25 protein-coding genes are annotated in these 18,942 nt (G+C 33.8%); 13 read left to right on the top strand and 12 right to left on the bottom strand.

The annotated features are described in order from the left end of the window. Positions 1 to 7 precede the first annotated feature (7 nt). From WKI77_RS01925 to WKI77_RS01910, 4 genes are read left to right on the top strand one after another with little or no spacing between them, the layout of a single operon-like run. On the top strand, positions 8 to 619 hold the full coding sequence (locus WKI77_RS01925) for a translation initiation factor IF-2 subunit beta (RefSeq protein ID WP_337860146.1): 612 nt from the start codon (positions 8 to 10) through the stop codon (positions 617 to 619). After that, on the top strand, positions 619 to 975 hold the full coding sequence (locus tag WKI77_RS01920) for a PIN domain-containing protein (RefSeq protein ID WP_337860145.1): 357 nt from the start codon (positions 619 to 621) through the stop codon (positions 973 to 975). Before WKI77_RS01925 ends, WKI77_RS01920 begins: the two co-directional genes overlap by 1 nt. Before the next feature lie 50 nt (positions 976 to 1,025). Continuing rightward, a complete protein-coding gene (locus WKI77_RS01915) occupies positions 1,026 to 1,688 on the top strand; it encodes a DUF120 domain-containing protein (RefSeq protein ID WP_337860144.1) in 663 nt (220 codons plus the stop codon). Between the two features lie 5 nt (positions 1,689 to 1,693). Continuing rightward, a complete protein-coding gene (locus WKI77_RS01910; protein ID WP_337860143.1) occupies positions 1,694 to 2,323 on the top strand; it encodes a diphthine--ammonia ligase in 630 nt (209 codons plus the stop codon). Positions 2,324 to 2,339: 16 nt separating this feature from the next. Here WKI77_RS01910 and pyrI read toward each other — a convergent pair whose 3' ends face one another. Together pyrI and pyrB are read right to left on the bottom strand one after the other, a co-directional pair. Beyond that, complete coding sequence (gene pyrI, locus WKI77_RS01905; RefSeq protein ID WP_337860142.1) at positions 2,340 to 2,795, bottom strand: aspartate carbamoyltransferase regulatory subunit; 456 nt, start codon at positions 2,793 to 2,795, stop codon at positions 2,340 to 2,342. Position 2,796: 1 nt separating this feature from the next. After that, complete coding sequence (gene pyrB, locus WKI77_RS01900; protein ID WP_337860141.1) at positions 2,797 to 3,741, bottom strand: aspartate carbamoyltransferase; 945 nt, start codon at positions 3,739 to 3,741, stop codon at positions 2,797 to 2,799. Positions 3,742 to 3,877: 136 nt separating this feature from the next. Between pyrB and WKI77_RS01895 the strand changes: the two genes are divergently transcribed. Then, the gene (locus tag WKI77_RS01895; RefSeq protein WP_337860140.1) at positions 3,878 to 4,231 is read left to right on the top strand and encodes a nuclear transport factor 2 family protein; all 354 of its coding nucleotides are present in this window, start codon (positions 3,878 to 3,880) and stop codon (positions 4,229 to 4,231) included. On the opposite strand, the gene WKI77_RS01890 is transcribed toward WKI77_RS01895, so the two are convergent. Next, positions 4,228 to 5,025, bottom strand: a complete 798-nt coding sequence (locus tag WKI77_RS01890) for a hypothetical protein (RefSeq protein ID WP_337860139.1) — start codon at positions 5,023 to 5,025, stop codon at positions 4,228 to 4,230. The two genes, WKI77_RS01895 and WKI77_RS01890, sit on opposite strands and share 4 nt — an antisense overlap. 95 nt (positions 5,026 to 5,120) lie before the next feature. Between WKI77_RS01890 and WKI77_RS01885 the strand changes: the two genes are divergently transcribed. The 3 genes from WKI77_RS01885 to WKI77_RS01875 are packed head-to-tail and all read left to right on the top strand — an operon-like array spanning position 5,121 to position 7,809. Continuing rightward, positions 5,121 to 6,356, top strand: coding sequence for a hydroxymethylglutaryl-CoA reductase, degradative (locus WKI77_RS01885; RefSeq protein WP_337860138.1), 1,236 nt, complete (start codon positions 5,121 to 5,123; stop codon positions 6,354 to 6,356). 2 nt (positions 6,357 to 6,358) lie between these two features. Beyond that, positions 6,359 to 7,087 (top strand): tetratricopeptide repeat protein, encoded by a 729-nt coding sequence (locus WKI77_RS01880; RefSeq protein WP_337860137.1) that lies wholly within the window; start codon positions 6,359 to 6,361, stop codon positions 7,085 to 7,087. A 2-nt stretch (positions 7,088 to 7,089) separates the two neighbouring features. Continuing rightward, entirely contained in the window at positions 7,090 to 7,809 is a 720-nt protein-coding gene (locus WKI77_RS01875) for an alpha/beta hydrolase (RefSeq protein ID WP_337860136.1), read from the top strand. Here WKI77_RS01875 and WKI77_RS01870 read toward each other — a convergent pair whose 3' ends face one another. Together WKI77_RS01870 and WKI77_RS01865 are read right to left on the bottom strand one after the other, a co-directional pair. Further along, entirely contained in the window at positions 7,810 to 8,316 is a 507-nt protein-coding gene (locus tag WKI77_RS01870; RefSeq protein WP_337860135.1) for a hypothetical protein, read from the bottom strand. A 43-nt stretch (positions 8,317 to 8,359) separates the two neighbouring features. After that, positions 8,360 to 8,593, bottom strand: coding sequence for a hypothetical protein (locus tag WKI77_RS01865; protein ID WP_337860134.1), 234 nt, complete (start codon positions 8,591 to 8,593; stop codon positions 8,360 to 8,362). A gap of 131 nt (positions 8,594 to 8,724) precedes the next feature. Here WKI77_RS01865 and WKI77_RS01860 point away from each other — a divergent pair, with 131 nt between their 5' ends. Together WKI77_RS01860 and WKI77_RS01855 are read left to right on the top strand one after the other, a co-directional pair. Next, positions 8,725 to 9,402, top strand: a complete 678-nt coding sequence (locus tag WKI77_RS01860) for a transaldolase family protein (RefSeq protein WP_337860157.1) — start codon at positions 8,725 to 8,727, stop codon at positions 9,400 to 9,402. A gap of 233 nt (positions 9,403 to 9,635) precedes the next feature. Continuing rightward, positions 9,636 to 10,115, top strand: coding sequence for a peroxiredoxin (locus tag WKI77_RS01855; protein WP_337860133.1), 480 nt, complete (start codon positions 9,636 to 9,638; stop codon positions 10,113 to 10,115). A gap of 24 nt (positions 10,116 to 10,139) precedes the next feature. Here the strand turns inward: WKI77_RS01855 and WKI77_RS01850 are convergent, their stop codons facing one another. The 7 genes from WKI77_RS01850 to WKI77_RS01820 form a co-directional block, all read right to left on the bottom strand. Then, positions 10,140 to 10,664, bottom strand: a complete 525-nt coding sequence (locus WKI77_RS01850) for a gamma carbonic anhydrase family protein (RefSeq protein ID WP_337860132.1) — start codon at positions 10,662 to 10,664, stop codon at positions 10,140 to 10,142. A gap of 50 nt (positions 10,665 to 10,714) precedes the next feature. Continuing rightward, on the bottom strand, positions 10,715 to 10,978 hold the full coding sequence (locus WKI77_RS01845) for a hypothetical protein (RefSeq protein WP_337860131.1): 264 nt from the start codon (positions 10,976 to 10,978) through the stop codon (positions 10,715 to 10,717). A 1-nt stretch (position 10,979) separates the two neighbouring features. Next, on the bottom strand, positions 10,980 to 11,441 hold the full coding sequence (locus tag WKI77_RS01840) for a carbon monoxide dehydrogenase subunit G (protein ID WP_337860130.1): 462 nt from the start codon (positions 11,439 to 11,441) through the stop codon (positions 10,980 to 10,982). A 146-nt stretch (positions 11,442 to 11,587) separates the two neighbouring features. After that, positions 11,588 to 12,397, bottom strand: coding sequence for a prephenate dehydratase (pheA, locus tag WKI77_RS01835; RefSeq protein WP_337860129.1), 810 nt, complete (start codon positions 12,395 to 12,397; stop codon positions 11,588 to 11,590). A 24-nt stretch (positions 12,398 to 12,421) separates the two neighbouring features. Beyond that, positions 12,422 to 13,093 (bottom strand): stage II sporulation protein M, encoded by a 672-nt coding sequence (locus WKI77_RS01830; protein WP_337860128.1) that lies wholly within the window; start codon positions 13,091 to 13,093, stop codon positions 12,422 to 12,424. A gap of 60 nt (positions 13,094 to 13,153) precedes the next feature. Next, positions 13,154 to 14,917, bottom strand: coding sequence for a chloride channel protein (locus WKI77_RS01825; RefSeq protein WP_337860127.1), 1,764 nt, complete (start codon positions 14,915 to 14,917; stop codon positions 13,154 to 13,156). A 293-nt stretch (positions 14,918 to 15,210) separates the two neighbouring features. Further along, positions 15,211 to 15,780 (bottom strand): hypothetical protein, encoded by a 570-nt coding sequence (locus tag WKI77_RS01820; protein WP_337860126.1) that lies wholly within the window; start codon positions 15,778 to 15,780, stop codon positions 15,211 to 15,213. Between the two features lie 164 nt (positions 15,781 to 15,944). Here WKI77_RS01820 and WKI77_RS01815 point away from each other — a divergent pair, with 164 nt between their 5' ends. The 3 genes from WKI77_RS01815 (at position 15,945) to WKI77_RS01805 (ending at position 18,687) form a co-directional block, all read left to right on the top strand. Further along, complete coding sequence (locus tag WKI77_RS01815) at positions 15,945 to 16,493, top strand: D-sedoheptulose 7-phosphate isomerase (protein ID WP_337860125.1); 549 nt, start codon at positions 15,945 to 15,947, stop codon at positions 16,491 to 16,493. A gap of 40 nt (positions 16,494 to 16,533) precedes the next feature. After that, the gene (locus WKI77_RS01810; RefSeq protein ID WP_337860124.1) at positions 16,534 to 17,502 is read left to right on the top strand and encodes a kinase; all 969 of its coding nucleotides are present in this window, start codon (positions 16,534 to 16,536) and stop codon (positions 17,500 to 17,502) included. A 384-nt stretch (positions 17,503 to 17,886) separates the two neighbouring features. Further along, a complete protein-coding gene (locus tag WKI77_RS01805) occupies positions 17,887 to 18,687 on the top strand; it encodes a hypothetical protein (RefSeq protein WP_337860123.1) in 801 nt (266 codons plus the stop codon). Positions 18,688 to 18,942: the final 255 nt, after the last annotated feature.

The following is an 18,942-nucleotide window of genomic DNA, read 5'->3' as shown; positions in this document are numbered from 1 at the left end:
CTATAACATGGAATTTGATTATAATAAATTGCTTGATGATGCGTCTGGAGTTCTATCGTCTAAAAACAGAACTGAAGAAAGATTAAAAGTGCCAGAGCCGGAAATAATTTACGAAGGAAAGGCAACAATTATTCGGAATTTTATTGATATTACAGATATGCTTAACAGAAATCCAGAAGACCTTGTTAAATATCTTACAAAGGAATTTGGAATTGGAGCCACTATTTCAGGTAGGCGCTTGATTATAAACAGAAAACTTAAAGAAGAAGAAATAAAGGATAAGATCAATGCATATATGGCTACATATGTACTCTGCTATGAGTGCTCATCGCCAGACACAACAATTGAAAAAGTAGGACGTACATACCTTCTTGTGTGCAAGGCATGCGGTGCAGAACATCCTATAAAGGCCTCAAGGGAAATTAAAGAAAATGAAGATGAGCTGACTGAGGGCAAGACTTATGATGTTGTCATAAATGAGTTGGGCAGGTCAGGCGAGGGGCATGCATTTTTTGGAGATTATACAATATATATTCCTGGAACAAAGAGAGGAGAACATGTAAAAATTCTCGTTAAGAAAATAAGAAAAAACATTGCCATTGGAGAAGTAGTAAAATAATGGAAATCATTCTTCTTGATACCAATTCTTTAATATATGCAATACAAAACAGAATAAACCTGGAAGAAGAAATAAAGTATATTTTACCAGGAGTAAAACCAGCGGTGCCCGATTGCGTTACCGTAGAACTCAAAGGGCTTGGAAAGACAAAATGGTATGCAAAAGCAGCACTTCAATACAGTGAAAGATTTGATCATGTGGATTCCAGAGGTGAAGGGGATTTTTGTATAATGATGACGGCCAGAGCCCTTAATGCAGGGGTTCTTACTAATGATAGAAAATTCCTGAAAATATTAAAGAATAAAGGCGTATCATGTGTTACTATAACTGGCAGGCACGGCCTCAAATTTTATTGATTTTATGCTTATTTTAAAAATATTATTTATATAATATAGATATACTGTTCATGGACTATAACTTATACAATACTGTAAAGATCATTAAAAAAATGGCAGGGTCTGGAAATACAGTTTATATTTCATCCGGAGAGCTTGCTAAAGCGTTAAATGTAAGCCAGCAAACAGCATCTAGATTTATAATAGAACTTTCAGATAAAAAATATATAGAGAGAACGTTGCAGAACCGAAAGCAGAAGGTTATTCTGCTTGAACCTGCACTTGATTTATTATATTCGGAATTAAATCAGTTAAACTCAATACTTGAAATGCGCCAGGAATTTAACCTGAAAGGTGAGATAAAAAGTGGCCTTGGGGAAGGGAAATATTACATTTCGCAGAAAGGCTATATGGATCAGTTTTTAAACAAACTTGGAATTTCTCCATATCCAGGCACGTTGAATATAAAAGTATTACCGGAATATGAAAATATACTTAGGAGAATAAGAAGTGCAGAAGGAATTCATATAGAAGGCTTTAAAGATAAGGAAAGGACATTTGGCGGTGTGAAATGTTTCTCGGGCAGAATAGATGGAACAAATGCGTGGCTTATATTCCCAGAAAGAAGCAGCTATACAGATATAGTTGAAATAATTTCGGACAAATTTCTCCGTAGAGATCTGCATCTTCAGGATGGAAATGAGCTTAATGTCAGAGTAACCCTTGACCATTGAATAAAATGAAAGCTGTTGCACTATTTTCAGGTGGGAAGGATTCGTTTTTATCGGCCATGATAGCAATGGAGCAGGGATATGAAATGTTATACGGAATTACAGTTGTTCCGGAGGAGTATTCTATGATGTTTCATTATCCGAATTCAAAAATATCCGAATACGCAGCTTCACTTCTTGGCTTTGGTATAAAGTATATAAATGAAAATGATTACAAACTCTATTTATCGAATCTATGCAGAAACGGCATTGACGCAATAGTTACGGGAGCTATAGCCTCTGATTATCAGAAAACCAGAATAGAAAAAATATGCTACAGCACAGATACAATAGTATATTCACCACTGTGGAGAAAAAAACAGGAATGCGTAATAAATCAGCTTCTACTTAGAAATATAAAGGCAATGATTGTTTCTGTTTCGGCCGAAGGATTTACAGAAGAAGACCTTGGAGCCACAATTGATGAAAATTATTTAAAACATTTAAAGGCTTTGAACCTGATAAATGGGATAAACATTGCAGGGGAAGGTGGAGAATATGAAACTTTTGTCTATGGCCTTGAAAATATTGAATTAAACAATCTTAAAAAGAAAAAAATATGGAAAAACTCTGGAGGCTACCTGATTATTGACATATAAAAAGATTTTTTGAATTTTATATATTGTTTATTATTTCTTCCCCTTCCATTTCTTTCCTGCAATATATGCATTTAATTGTCAGTGGCTCTACGCTCACTGTTTTGAATTCAGATTTAATGGGCTCGCCTGAATTTGTGATGCAGTTCTGATTTGCGCATTTAACAATTCCTTTAAATTTGTCAGGCATATCGAGAGTAAATTTCTCTATTATTTCATAGTTTTTGATTATGCTGATTGTGGCCTCATGAGCTATCAGTGCAATTTTGTCCAGTTCGAGCTTTTCAAGGTACTTATTTTCTATTTTTATTACATCCTTAAATTTCAGTTTTCCACTCATAACATGTATGCCAATGCTTATTGAATTTGAATTATCTATGCCGAGAATAGCCAGAACTTTCAGTGCCTTTCCACTTGGTATATGGTCTATAACTGTTCCATCCTTTATTTTTGAAATTTTCAATGTTGTATCCATTTTAATCACCTGCTATCATTGATATAAGGGCCATTCTAATAGGGACTCCGTAATAAGCCTGCTTAAAGTATTTTGCCGTCTTTGTATTGTCAACTTCCGGTGATATTTCATCTACTCTTGGAAGTGGATGCAAAATAATTGCTCCTGATTTTAGCTTCTCAACGTCATTTAAACTTATTCTGTATGAACCAATAAGCTTTGCATATTCATTCTTATCAGTAAATCTTTCTTTCTGTATTCTTGTAACATAAAGGATATCGGTATCAGAAAGATATTTTGTAATGTCAGTTGTTGTATTGAGATCAAGTTTCCCCTTTACTTCACTGTACACATGCCTTGGCAACGAGAGATTTTCTGGAGAAACAAGATTGACTTTAACGTTATATCTTGAAAGTGCTGAAAGAAGGGAATGCACCGTCCTTCCATACTTAAGGTCCCCTACTATAGTTATAGTTTTTCCGTTTATTTCTCCCAATTCTTTTTTAATCGTATAAAGGTCTATCAAAGTTTGAGTTGGATGCTCGCCCGAGCCGTCTCCTGCATTTATTACTGGCTTTGATGAGAATCTTGATGCCAGGAGAGCTGCTCCTTCCAGAGGATGCCTGATTACTATAATATCAGAATATGATTCCACAATTCTTATTGTATCGGCCAGTGTTTCTCCCTTTGATGCTGAGGATGTTTTTGAATCGGCCATGCTTATTACCGAACCACCCAACCTTTCCATGGAAGATTCAAATGAAAGCCTTGTCCTTGTGCTTGGCTCGAAAAAAAGTGTTGCAAGTATTTTGGATGACATAATATTCATTTTCCGTCCAGTTTCCAGATTTTCAAGCATTTTATCTGCCTGCGAAAAAATCTCATTAATCTCCTCATCGCTTAAATCAGAAATTGAAATAATGCTTCTGTTTTTTAACATTATGACAGTGATTATTAACAGTATCATTAAGTTTTTTGTATATTGTATATTTTAGTTATAACTAATGCATTAATGCTAAACCATAATTGCATGAAGTACACTGTTACATATACACTGGAATATTTCCGGGAAAAAAATTTATAAGTTAAATGAATATTAGATAATGGTAAATCTTGAAGAACTGGTAAAAAAGTATTATGCTGCTGTTGATGCGGGAGATCTTGAAACACTGTTTTCTGTGTTTGCTGATGATATAGTTTATAAGCGCCCTGGCTATGAACCACTTGTTGGTATGGAGAAATTTCAGGAATTTTACAAAAGCAACAGAGTTATAAAGGAAGGGCACCATACATTATCTAATATCGTGGTAAAAGATCCATATGTGATTGTTGAAGGGGAATTCAATGGCATTTTAAAGGATGGAAAAAAATCTCACACAACATTTGTTGATGTATATACATTTTCAAAGGGAAAAGCTACTAAAAGGCATACTTATTTTGACGGTCAGAATGTTTAAAATATTATTTTATCCAGCTTTAATGCAAGGCGGATAAAATCTATGCTCCATAAATTTATAAGATAATTTGAGGGATAACTGTAAAATCCATATGGATGAAGAACTCTTGAGTAATCTGCATAATATTTTCCAAGGTCAGAAATTTCTCGCCCGGTATAAAAGCCGAGCAGGCCAAGTATAGCACCAGCCTTGGGCAATGAAATTGTAAATCTTACAGCTTCTTTTCCACATTTGGCACACTGTTCTTTTATATTCAATCCTGTTTCAGACTCTATTTCATTTATTGTCCTTGAATATTTTGCGTACGCTTTTGAATGGTTCCCACACAGTGGCACACCACTGAGAAAAATTAATATTCCTTCAGGTATAGTTTTCTTCTCTGTATAATGCCATATTCTTCCTGTAAATTGCTGCAATCCGTATATTATGAATTTTTTATCCACCAGTTTATGCCATTCAATAAGCTCAAGGGCAAGCTCATATGGATTATTCTCCATTTTCATCAATGAAATTATTTTTATGAGCGCAATTCTTTCCAGAAAGAATCTTGTATTTTCAAATGCAGCACTTGCCATGCCGTTCTTTGCTGCATGGTATGCCTGTTTCAAAGCGTTTATTGCACTTTCCTTTATTTTACAGGAAAAATTAGTTTTTATTTTATTTACTGTTGTTTCCATTATTTCAAGTGCAACAGATTCATAATTTTCGTTTATTATTACATTATTTCCTAGATAATCAAGTATTGACTGTCCATCAAACGTACTTAAATACTTTTTGTAATTTTTTTTGGTCATTATATTATGTATATCTACATAAGTTAAATCATTTTTTTAAAAAATAAATTTTTAAATTACAATAAAAATTAATAATCTATTAATAATTACATGGTATGGATTCAATAATACATAACTTTCACAAAATGAGTGTTGAAGAAAGAAGAGAGATAATAAGGGAATTTTCAAACTTATCAGTAGAGGATATGAAAGTTATGGATTACAGGATGGATCTGGATACAGCAAGCAATATGATAGAAAATGTATACACTATCATGGATTACCCCGTTGGCATCGCTACCAACTTTAGAGTTAATGGAAAGGAGTATATGATACCGATGAGCATTGAAGAACCATCGGTTATCGCTGCATGCTCAAACGGCGCAAGATATGCACGGCCAGATGGCTTTATAGCTTACAGCACAGGTTCGTTTATGCGTGGAGAAATTGAGCTTTACGACGTTCCAGATCCGAATAAAGCAATAATAAAAATTATGCAAAATAAAGAGAAAATACTTGAAATGGCAAATACGAGATCAAAAACACTGTCCAGCATGGAGAAGGGAGCAAAATCTATAGAAATACACTTTGTAAATAATGAATTGATAATCAATATAATAATTGATGTTGCCGATGCCATGGGTGCAAATATAATAAACACAATGCTTGAATATGTTTCTGGGTATATTGAGGAATTAACAGATTCCAGAGCCAATTTGAGGATTATGAGTAATTTAACCACTGAAAGAATCACATATGCATATGCAAAATTTGATGGCAAAATGCTTGGGCCCGAAACTGTTGACAGAATTGTAAGGGCCAGTGAATTTGCAAAGAATGATATATATCGTGCCACTACCCATAATAAGGGAATTATGAATGGAATTGACGCTGTTCTCCTTGCAACGATGAATGATTTCAGGGCACAGGAAGCAAACTCTCATGCCTATGCGTCCATTGGTGGATATAAACCATTAACGGATTACCAGAAAGATAAAGAGGGAAATCTAATTGGTTCAATTAAGGTTCCTGTAGCTGTTGGAACTGTTGGCGGAGCAACGAAAACATCAAAAAAAGCAATGCTGGCAATGAAAATAATGGGTATAGATAATTCAAGCGAATTTTCAAATATTCTTGCGTGTGTAGGCCTTGCGCAGAATTTTGCTGCATTAAGGGCTCTGGCAGCAGAAGGGATACAGCAAGGGCATATGAAGTTGCATGCCAGGAATATAGCTATTGCAGCAGGTGCCAGTGGTAAACTTATAGATACGGTGGCTTCCGAAATGATTTCTAAACAGAGCATCAGCTATACTTATGCTCTCGAACTGGTTAAAAAATTCACGGGTGAATAAACATGGAAGATTATGAAGAATTTATAAAAAATGGAGATTCGTTTGTAAAAAAGGAAAAATTTATGGATGCAATAAGGGAATTTGTTAAAGCTTATGATATAATTACAGTTGAAGATGATAAAGCTGAAATTGCCTACAAGCTTTCTCAGTGTTATTTTTCCCTTGACCACAAGAATATTGAAGACCCACTTAAATATGCTAACATATCTCTTGAAATACACAGGAAACTTGAAAATACTGACCTGGAAATAATGGACATGCTGAATATAGGTTACATATATCTGGATAGCGGAAAAAGGGATGATGCCTTATCATACTTTGAAGATGCAATTGCAAGAGCCGACAGCATAAAAGATGCGCAGCTCTTTGCATTGACAAATAATGCCAGAGCCGAAGCTCTTTCAAGCTTAAAATCAAAACAGCCGGAAGCAATGAAAATATATGATAATGTCCTGGAATTATCAGAAAAAACTGAGGACTGGGAAAACTATTTCGAAGCACTGTATGGAAAATTAAATATACTTAGGGATAGTGATATTAATGCAGCATTTGAACTTGGCAAAAGTGGGCTTGATAAAATTGATTCCATAATGAATACTTTAAAAACAAAGAAGGATAAAAAGGAATTTAAGGAATCCGTGGGATATCTTTATGATTCTGTATCAGATATTGCAATGGAACTTGAAAATATAGATGAGGCAATGAAAATTGCTGCAAGGTCAAGGGAATAGATATGGAGAGGAAGTATGGACTAACCAGATATGGAAAAATATCGTACCTTGATGGAAACGGTGGATATCCTTTAATTTTTTTGCATGGATTTGGCGGAACCGGAAATACATGGTTAAAATCTGAACCTTACATGGATCGGTGTATTCGCCCAATATTTATAGACCTTCTTGGGCATGGCCATTCTGATAAACCGGAAATAGTATACACTATAGAACAGCAGGCTGAGTCAATAATGGATATTATTAATGAACTTGGCCTGAAAAAATTTTCCATTGCAGGAAATTCTTATGGGGGCTGGATCTCATTAAAACTTGCATCAGGAATGATAGAGCCGGATATGCTGTTCCTAATTGACAGTGCGGGGATTTCACCTGCTATAAGTGAAGGGAGCATTGAAGAAATGAATGAAATAATAAATTCTATATTGAAGGTTAGAAATTATAAAAATAGAGATGCGCTTGTAAAAATTATGGAAAACAATAAGAGGCCAGAGGAAAAAATAAATGATGGTGAATTCCTGAAAATAAAGTGCCCGACAACAATAATATGGGGCGAGAACGATAATACAATACCGGTATCATATGCTCATATAATTAATGATAAAATACCTCAAAGCCAGCTAATTCTAGTAAAAGGGACCGGGCATACACCATTCATAAATAAACCTGAAGAGTTTGCTGGCATAATAAATAAAGCAATTATAGATTCTGGAGTATGCTGATTACTTCAAGTCAATTTTGTTTTTTATTTCCTGAACAAATGAATTGTATTCTGCGTATTTTTTCTTATCACTGCTATTAAGTTCAATAAAGTTCCTTGATGGCAGAATAAATTTTTGATTATTAAGGGTTAACTCTGGAAATTTCTCTTTGCCTTCCTGAAATTTTATCCTGGTTATATCTGAAAATCTTAGTTTCTCGTAATCATCAGGATCTTTGTTTTCATTTATTGTTTTAGTTTTTTCAGCTAAATCTTTTTCATAGTTATCGGTTATTATTTCCACTGTATGTTTTATTTTTGAATATAAGTCTGCGGGCTCAACAGGATCAGTAGCTCCAGGTACGATAAGTGAATCGATGTAATCTATATCCTTTCTGAGCTGAAGTTTATTCTGTATATATTTGCCTGAGAAAATTCTATACAGTTCCAGACTATCTTCATTTATAACAATTCTGTATATCCCACCCGTTGACAGTGGAATTTTCCACGCGTTATCTATCACATTCATGTTCATCAATATCCTGAGGCTTTATTGAATAGTTTATAATTAACTATTCTATCTTCGTTTTTGCTATCTGGCTAAATTTTGTTATATTTCCATCAGTATCAATACTCAAATACACTGTATAATGATAACCAATATAATCAAACTCAGTTGATACATCATACCTGTCACTGTTGTTAACTATGCTGTTAACTGTAAAATTTGTTATAGTATCGTCATACATATCTTTAATATTATTTTCTGCAATAAGTTTAACATCTTTTATTTTTTCAATGCTCATAAAAGCTTATTCGTATTGCGTTAATAATTATTTCTAATATATATTCTTTTATATATATTTTAAACGGAACTATTTTCTATGAATTAATACAATATTATTATATATACTGAAATAATTATAATGTGATCAATATGAAATTTTTTCTGGACAGTGCAGATATAAATGAGATAAAAGAGATATCTGATTATGGCTTTATTGATGGCGTTACGACAACCCCTGCTTCAATTGCCAAAGAGGTATTGAAAGGATCGACCACCGAGAATGTTATTGCAGAAATTATTAAAGCAGTTAATGGTGAAGTTCATATACAGGTCGTTTCACCGGATTACGATACTGTAATCTCCCAGGCTTTGAAAATTCATTCACTGGGAATGAATGTTATCGTAAAAATACCTGCAACTCCGATTGGAATGAAAGCAATGTTGAAACTGTATGATAAAAAGATAAAATGTTCAGCATCGAATGTATATAATGCAATGCAGGCAATAATGGCTGCACAGAATTATGCTGAATACGTTTCAATAGGAACTGGCAACATCGATGGTACAGATATAAATGGAATGGATCTTGCCTGTAAAGTAAATGAAACATTCAAGAATAGCAAATTCGATTCTAAACTCCTTATTACAAATATTATAAATGCGGAACATATAACAAAGGCCGGGAAGATGGGAGCTGGAGCTATTTCTGTTCCATATGATATTATCAAAAAAATGGGAAGCGATTCAAAAACAGAAATGGATATAAAAATGTATATGGATTCGTGGAATAATATTTCAGAGAGCAGCAGAACTTTCTTTAATAAATAATATGCACAAATATTATTATTGCAGGCATATATAACGTATTGATGCATTGGTATGCCCTTGAAAAGTAACAATGCTGCCAAAAATTTTGATATGGTGTTGGTGGAGTAATTAAATGGCTTACAGCTCAATGGATTTTTAAAATGGAAAATAAATTCTATTAAGTGATGGAATAATTAAACTAAATTTTATAAATTCTGCCACATCATGTTTTTATATTAATTTCCAATGCAATTATGATAAACATGGTAAACGAAGGCGATATGGCCCCTGATTTTGAGGCTTTGAATACAGAGTTAAAAAGCAAGAAATTGTCTGATTATAAAGGTAATGTTACAGTACTTGCCTTCTTCCCCGGAGCATTTACATCAGTATGCACAAAAGAGATGTGCACATTCAGGGATTCGATGGCCAATTTTAACAGCTTAAATGCTAAAGTCGTAGGCATCAGTGTTGATGCACCGTTTTCACTTAAGGAATTTGCCGCAAAGAATAATCTGCAGTTTGAACTTCTAAGTGATGGAAATCGTGAAATTTCAGAAAAATATGGTGTTTTGTATAAAAATTTCCTTAATATAAATAAATTGACAGCATCAAAGAGATCCGTTTTTGTCATAGGAAAAGATGGGAAAGTTGCATATAAGTGGATCAGCGAAGATCCAGGAAAGGAGCCGGATTACAAAAAGATTGAAGAAGTAGTTTCAAAATTTAATTGAATGGACATATTCGTACAATTATTATTAATTTTTTAGTGGCTTTAAATTTTCCAGATATCTTTTGCAAAATGTGTTATAGTTTTCCTTATACTTTGTCCAGACATTGATATATTCTATTGAAACTTCTCCAATAACCTTGGCAGGTACTCCTACTGCTATTCCCTTGTCCGGTATAACAGAACCATTTTTAACAACTGCACCCTCTCCAATGGCAGCCCACTTACCAACAGTGGCGAAATCCGAAACTGTTGAATTCATTCCTATAACTGCATAATCCTTTATCGTTCCTGTATGAATTACAGAAAGATGGCCGACTGTAACATGTTCACCAATTGACGTTTTCTCACCGGGCCTTGCATGTATAACACAGTTGTCTTCAATAGCTGAATAAGAACCCACGGATATTTCTCCATAGTCTCCTCTTAGAACTGCACCGGGTCCAATCCACACATTATCACCTATGTGAACATTTCCTATGATTGTAGCACTTTCAAAAACATATGCGCTTTTGCTTATTGCGGGAACTCTCCCCTCAAATTCATAGATCATATAACGTAAATATAGATAAAGATTTAAATTTGTTTATTATTCATAAAATATTAATTTTCCTTTTTTTCATTAATTTTGAAATAACGGACCAGCCTGCCTTTACTGTCGTATATATCCCTGTATTCTACAATATCCGACCAGATTAGGGAAGTTAATTCCATATGAATCATCCAGTCATCATGGTCCTTTGCAATATTTTCTTTGAGCTCCTTTAAAGTATACGCATTTTCCCGATTCTTTTCAAGGAAATCCACAATAGTTTGCCTTATTTTATTTGTCCCAGAAGCTTTATAATCGTTGATATTTATAGGCATATTATTTCACCTCAGTTTCCTGTTCATCTTCAAGTGCTTTTTTATAATTTCCCACAAGTTTTATGATGTATTTCTGTGATGCACTTTTTATCATCCTTGCACCCATGCTTGCCGCTGTTCCAACTATGTTAATTTCGGCTTTCCAGTTAACTATGGTTTCGCTATTGCTGAATGAAAAGTCAAAATTTACAGTAAAATCAACGGAAGCTCCGGAACCATTTCCCTGGCCGATTAATGTTATATGTTTATTTTCTGTTTTATCTTTAATATCGAGAACTAGATCAAATTTTCCCTTAATAAAAGAAACGCCAGCTTTTGCAGTGATTTTCATTTCGTCATCATTGACTTTTTCGTATTTCAAAAGATCAGGTACAAGCTTTACCATAGTTTCCTGATTGACAATATAGCTGTACGCTTTTTCTGGTGTTGTTTCTACATCAAAAGAGTCTTCAAATGCTAACATAAGATAATATGTTTACATTATAAATAAATCTTTACGCAGTAACATTTGCGGAAGGGGCATAGTAAGAATAGACTTAATTAATAATGTTTTAATTTTCTACAAAATAGTAGAAACCACTGTAAATAATATAAAAAATTTTAATAAAATTAATTCTTTGTTATTGATGCAATCTTATAGTTTCCCAGTACTTTAAATGGAGAAGTAATTCCTTCTATTTCTTTTATGGCAATTTCAGAATTCTCATTATTTTCTATATCTATGAAAAATAAATAGGTAAAAGGGTTATACTGAACAGGCCTCGATTCTATCTTTGTCATATTTATTTTATATTGATCAAATATTTTTAAAATCTTAAATAAAGAACCGGGTTTGTTTTCCGTTGAAAAGACAAGTGATGTTTTGGATGGCAATTCGAGCTTTGAGGGTTCTCTAGATAGTAAAAAGAATCTTGTATAATTATATTTATTATTTTCTATGTCCCTTTCAAGTATTTCCATTTGATTTAATTTGGCAGCTATTTCACTGGCTATGGCTGCATGGTTTTTAGTTTCTTGTTCCTTTATTATTTTTACACTTCCGGCTGTATCATATTCACTTACAGGCTTCATCCCGTGAGAGTATAAATAATCTGAACACTGGGCAAGAGCCTGAGGGTGAGAATGCACATATTTGATTTCTTTCAGTGATGCATCTGGAAAACCAATAAGGCAATGATTTATTCTGAGATAGTATTCCTTAATTATATATGCATCCATTTTAAAAAGGAAATCGTATGTCTGATTTACTGCACCCTCTATAGAATTTTCAATTGGTACCACTCCAAGGCCAATGTCTCCGCTTTGTAAAGAATTAAAAACCGACCTTACAGAATCTAATGGAACAAATTCTCCTTGAGCCATATGAGTTGCTGCAATATTGCTGTATGCTCCCGGGTCACCAAAATATCCTATTTTCAATAAATAGTAATACTGTTTATATATTTAAAACTGGTTGAAATCGTATTCATCATATTCTTTCTCCTTTTTGGGTTTATATTCATTTGCATCAAGGTGCCTGTACAGCCATATAAGAAATATTATAATTGGTATTGCCGGAATCCACATATAAAATGCATAGAATGGATGTGGAGATTCTTCGAGGAGTATTTCAGAAGTTTCTATTGCACCTGCAAATGCAAGTTCAATGACAACAAACAAATACATATATACAATTTTCATATAATTTGCTTTTAATTTTTTAGTTATCAAATAATAAAGTATATATATGCTTGTGCTGGCTGCGACAGCATATGCAGGCAATTCCAGCCAGGAATGGGGAAGCAGCATCAGGCTTGCGAATATTGCAAATCCATTAATATTAGTGGCTGTTCCCTCTATTGCTATTACGCTGGCAGTTGCCCCTATTGAAAAACCAAACATTAAAATTCCTACTACAGGTATGAATTCTATTGATGCAATTTCGAGATTGTGCGGAAATATGCTAAGCCACATGGGGAAGAATGGCTGTGAAACTATGGCACTGTCAGTGGATTTAAAAGACCTATAAAGCGCCAGGTCATGTATCGGCAATGAGGATATTACAGCAAAGCCTATAAGTTCTACTAGAAATGATATGAGAAATATTCTTCTGAGCTTTGGCATTTTTAAAGTCATATATTCGTTATCTCAATCATATTATTTATATTTTATTTGAAACTGCTTGATAATTGTTTTTTAATTTTGATCCTCTAAATTCATTGTTTTAACATTATCTTCATATTTATCAAGAATTGATTCAAGTGTAATTATGCCAAGAAACTTCCCATTGTCAACAACAGCACACCATTTTGTTCTATTTTTCATCATCAATTCCCATGCATTCTCTGCACTATTATCAGGTTTAATGTAAGAAATGCCTGGCTTATAATAATCCTTAACATAGCCATAAGGCCTATTAACAATATCATAAAGATAAATAGCACCCATAAGTTTTTCATGGTAAACTACAGGCAGCGATAGCAGATCATTATCCTTCATTATGTTATCTGCACGGTATATTGTATAATAAAGGTCGGCATTTACGTCAGTGATTAATTTCAGCGATGATACTTTCATTTCCATCAACATAGGAGTATGGTATTCTCCCATATTTGCCGGTGAATCGCGCCGCTGCTCAACCTGGAATTCGTATATAGAATATTTTGTTCCTGATGTTATATATGCAATTGATACAGCCAGCATGGCTCCAGGAAGCAGCTGCAGGCTGCCTGTCATTTCAACCACCATAAGTATAACGGCCAGAGGGACCTTCCCCGCTGCACCAAAAAACGATAACATGCCTATTATCACAAAAGGAGCTACCACAGGAACTATGGAAGGAGATATCATATGAAATAGAACGCCGAAAAGAGCACCTAATGATGCCCCTATGAATATGCCTGGTGCAAATACACCACCGCTTCCGCCGGATGAAACTGTAAATGATGTGGCGATTATTTTTACAAATGGAAGGAGAAGAAGAATAATAAGTACCGGTATTCCAAAGGTTATGAGCTCATTGAATTTCCCATATTCCAGCAGTTCGACCCAGCCATAACCGGTTCCGAGTATTTCTGGAAATAGAAGTGCAATGATGCCTACAACGGCTCCACCAATCATAGGTTTGAAATGCTTTGGTATGTGAAATTTTGTAAACATGGCTCTGATGCCATAAAATGTCCGTACATACAGTATTGAAAATAATCCTGCGACAAGACCAAGTACAGCGTAAAATGGTAGTCTAAATACATTGAACGATGCTAGATAATAACCGAATATGGGCTCAAAACCAACAACAGATGCAAAAATTGAATAACCTATTGAAGACGCAACAAGTGATGGAAAGATAACTTCAGATTCAAAATCTCTTCTGTACAGTATTTCGGCTCCAAGTACAGAACCCCCAATTGGTGCTTTAAATATTGTTCCTATTCCTGCCCCTATTCCAACCGCCACAGCAATTCTTCTGTCTTTAGGGCTTAACCCAAGAATATCGGCAAGAAATGATCCAATTCCCGCAGCTATTAAAGCGGTTGGGCCTTCTCTGCCTGCACTGCCCCCGGAACCTATAGTAATTGCTGAGGCAATAGTTTTTACTAAAGGCGTTCTTCTTTTTATTTTCCCATGATTATAATGAAAAGACCTTATAGCAGCATCGGTTCCATGCCCTTCAGATGATGGATCAAATGTATAAACTATTAAACCGGTAATCAAGCCACCAGTGGCGACCACAACAGGAATTAGATAATAACGCATTGCATAAAAATGATAAACAAGGGATCCCCCTTCACCCAGAGGGTGTGGTATAGTCATTCCAACAATATAAGTAAAGAAAATAGTTTCAAAGAGCCTGATGGCAAAATAAAATGCAAGTGATCCCATGCCTGCAACAACGCCAATCAGAGAACCTACAATAAACCAGCGCTGGAAATATGGAAGTGATGATAATTTAAGATTCAAGTTTCAGCCTCCATATTTGTTGCTTTAATTTGAATAAAAAGGTTTTGGGAGCGGAATGGCAGGCATAATCAGGCATATTGATATTCCATATAAAATATGTATATATAAACGTGTGCTAAATTTTACCAGCAGTATAATTTGAGGTAAATTAAAATGTGTTTTATGCTGGATTCAGATATTTTTTAATTGATTGGTTTCATTATTATTCCTGATTATCTATGATAAGAATTTGAGCCATAAATATATTTGTTAATTCAGAACAAGATTTAACACTGCCGTGAAAATTATATAAATTATTCAGATTGGTCTTCCGAATTTCCAAAATATTTTTTAAGTTTGTCCGAAATAATATTAATTGATGTTTTGGCAAGCGCTACAGGAGACCATGGAATTAATGATTCCGGGTTTATAAGGCGAAACCAGTAATTATCGACTATACTTTCAACCATGAATCTGGAGCTGTATGCAAGCATAAATTCATCAAATACAGATTTATAATATCTGAATGGTTCGTATATGACTGGCTGTACATATTTAAAATTTAAATGCTGCAGATATTTTCTTGCGATTTCAATATGTGCCAGCATTTTAGAATATCCATAAAAGTATGAATCGACATATAGTCGAATATGAAGCTCCCATGGTGGCTTTATGATTTTAGAAATGCCGTAATCTTCACCGTGGTCAAAACTTGGATTTGCATTCGAGAAACCCCTGTGACTTTTCAAATAGTGTATTATCATATCCGATTTATTTTCTGGTACCAGAAGTGCAAACGATTCTTCATTCCTTACTGTCTCTCTGTCTATATATACGTTATGATCCTTAATCTGAATGTTTTTTGGGAACATTATATAAGACATTACAATAGTTATTGCTTCATACAATTAAGTTTTTTCTACAGAAAATAGTGTGTATATCCAAAAATTTGTTCAAAGGCCGAAATTGTAGATTGGGCTGGCATAATTTATTTTAGCATTATTTTCTATAACCAATATGTTTATTTATGCTCTGTAATTTCTTGATCATGGATCTGGAAGATTATAAAAATCAGGGAATAGCTGCACGGAAAAATATTGATGTTTTGCAAATTAAAAATATAGCTAAACAGATAGTAAAGTCATTTAAAAATAGTGGAAAATTAATTGTTTTTGGAAATGGCGGATCCGCAGCCGATGCCCAGCATTTTGTTGCAGAACTCACTGGCCATTTTATGAAAGAAAGAATTGCCCTTCCTGCACTGGCACTTACAACAAATACATCGGCCCTGACAGCAATTGGAAATGATTATTCATATGAGGATGTATTTTCAAGGCAGATACAGGCTCTCTGCAAAAAAGAAGACTATGTAGTTGGAATTAGCACATCAGGAAATTCAAAAAATGTTATAAAGGCAATAGGGGAAGCAAACTTAATAGGTGCTTATACGCTTGGCTTTACCGGAAAAACAGGTGGTAACATGGCAGGCATATGTAAAGAATTATTTAAAGCTGACAGCAATTTAACATCAATAATTCAGGAGATGCATATAACTGCAATACATATGATATGCGCCGAAATAGAGGATAATTACTGATATTTAGATAATTTTTTATAAATATTATCACTGAACCTTTATGATTATAACTAAAACACCTTTAAGAATCGGCCTTGTTGGCGGAAGTACAGATACCCCGGAATATTTTAGAAATTATGGTGGTTTACTGCTTTCTGCTGCTATTAATAAATATATTTACATTATTGTGAATAAAAAATTTGACTATAAAATAAGGGTTTCATATTCCACAACAGAAATAGTAGATACAGTAGACCAGATAAAACATCCTACTGTCAGAGAGGCTATGAAACTTTTAAATATAGATGGAGGTATAGAAATTCTTAGCGTTTCAGATATACCGTCGGGCGGTACTGGACTTGGATCAAGCTCGACATTCCTTGTAGGCCTTCTCAATGCTTTACATGCATATAAATCGGAATTTGCAAGCAGAGAGCAATTGGCCAGAGAAGCAATAAAAATAGAACGGAATATATTGAGGGAGCCGGGAGGATACCAGGACCAGTATATGGCATCGTTTGGTGGCATAAATATGCTTAAATTCAATGAAAATGATTCTGTATATGTTAATCCAGTAACACTTAATTATGAAAAACTGGAGACCTTAAAAGATAATATGGCATTGCTATATACCGGTATAGGCCATAATTCCGGAGAACTGCACGGTAATATCAGAAAGGAAATATCCATGCACCTGGATGATTATGCAAATATGAAAGAATATACATTGGATTTTTATCATGCATTATATGACATGGATATTAAGAGACTCGGCGAGCTTCTGAACAATAACTGGAATTGCAAAAAAGCACTTTATGAAAATATTTCTAATAAAAATATTGATGATTATTATTCCAAAGCCCTTAGCAACGGTGCATATGGCGGTAATCTTATCGGTGCCGGTGGAGGTGGCTTTTTGATTTTTATCATAGACAAAGAAAATAAGGATAAACTTAAAAACCTGGGGCTCCGTGAAATAAACTTTGATTTTGATTTTGAGGGTTCAAGAATAATATATTTTTCACAGTGATATACTGTGTATAAATAATACAGGTATATAGATTTAACCAGTTCACTTCCTGTATTCTTCACATTTGCTGGAATAAGATTATTCTGGTTCTGCATGGTATTAATTCTTAACTGTTATATGTACTCAAATCTTTATAAAAGAAAATCATTTGATATTCATTGCCAAATTTGGCTTTCCTTTAATTTTTATTTAAAATATAAATCTAAATTACAGATCTTAAAAGGATGATATTTACAATAAAACAAGATCTGGGAGTTTTATTGGTAGATGCCGGGAAAATCTATTTAGGGAAATTAGAGTTTTACTGTATCCTTTAAACTCCTTATAATATCTTTAAAATGAATATTTTCATATTATTTTTATAAGAATAAAGCATAAAGAATTATGAATAATGAATATTTGCAATACATATCAGATCAAGTTTTTGACTTTTTTCAATATCCTGAATATTATGATAAAACGATGATCGATACAGCATTGCAAAAACTTGATTGTTCCGGGAAAAAGATTATTTTTAATGGAATGGAACTTAAAACTGATTTTGTATGCAATAAGGAAAATGCCCTTGGATTTTTCCTTGCTAATATACCGTTAATGTTTAGCACTCTGGATAATAAAAAGTATGAATTACCTCAGAAACTGAAAAAATTAAGATTGGATACAGAGGAACTTATAAAACTTGAAAAATTCAATGAGGTCGCAACGCTTGACCTTTATCTTCTCCTTGAAATGGCAATGAGGTGTGCATATTCAAAATGGCTTGGAAACAGAATAGCAATATCAAAGATCGGAATGAAGGATATTGTTTTGACAGGATATGACTATAGAAAGCTAAAACTATATATAAGGTTAAATAGACTTGGCAGAACAGACATAAATGTCAACGGAGAGCCATTTCCCGGATCTGAAAATTCTCTGCTGACCTGGGCCACAAAATTTGTTGATAGGCCAACTGGGCTTGCATTAAGGCTTTCATTAAATGTAAGAAATCTACTGGCACATGGAGAAAATGAATGGTCACTGTTTCCAGTATTGGAAAGTGTGGCAATAGCCTCAGATATAGCAGGAAAATTGCTTTTAGAAATCAGACCCGGAATGCAAATAATTAGCCATAAAAATTTTAAAAGCTCTACCGGCAGAAATATAAATGAGAGATACAAAACTTTTAGAGGAAACAGGCATTAAAAGTGTGGAATAATCTTGAAATTTAATTTTCTATAATGATAATTAATTAGGAAATGAGTGATTTCTTGTAATTCTATAGAAAAAATGCGTGTGCTCATTCTGTATATATGCAAATTGTTATCCTCTATGGATAGCATATTTACGCTAAAATATAAATTATCATTTACTGAAATGTCATAAAACCCATTCAATACAAATGTTTTAATATTGCTATTTTTAAATCTGGAATAAATATATTTATCCAGATAAATCTCA

Origin of the sequence: Ferroplasma sp., from assembly GCF_037442045.1 — an archaeon.
Lineage (GTDB): Archaea > Thermoplasmatota > Thermoplasmata > Thermoplasmatales > Thermoplasmataceae > Ferroplasma.
This window is presented reverse-complemented; position numbering and strand designations above follow the sequence as displayed.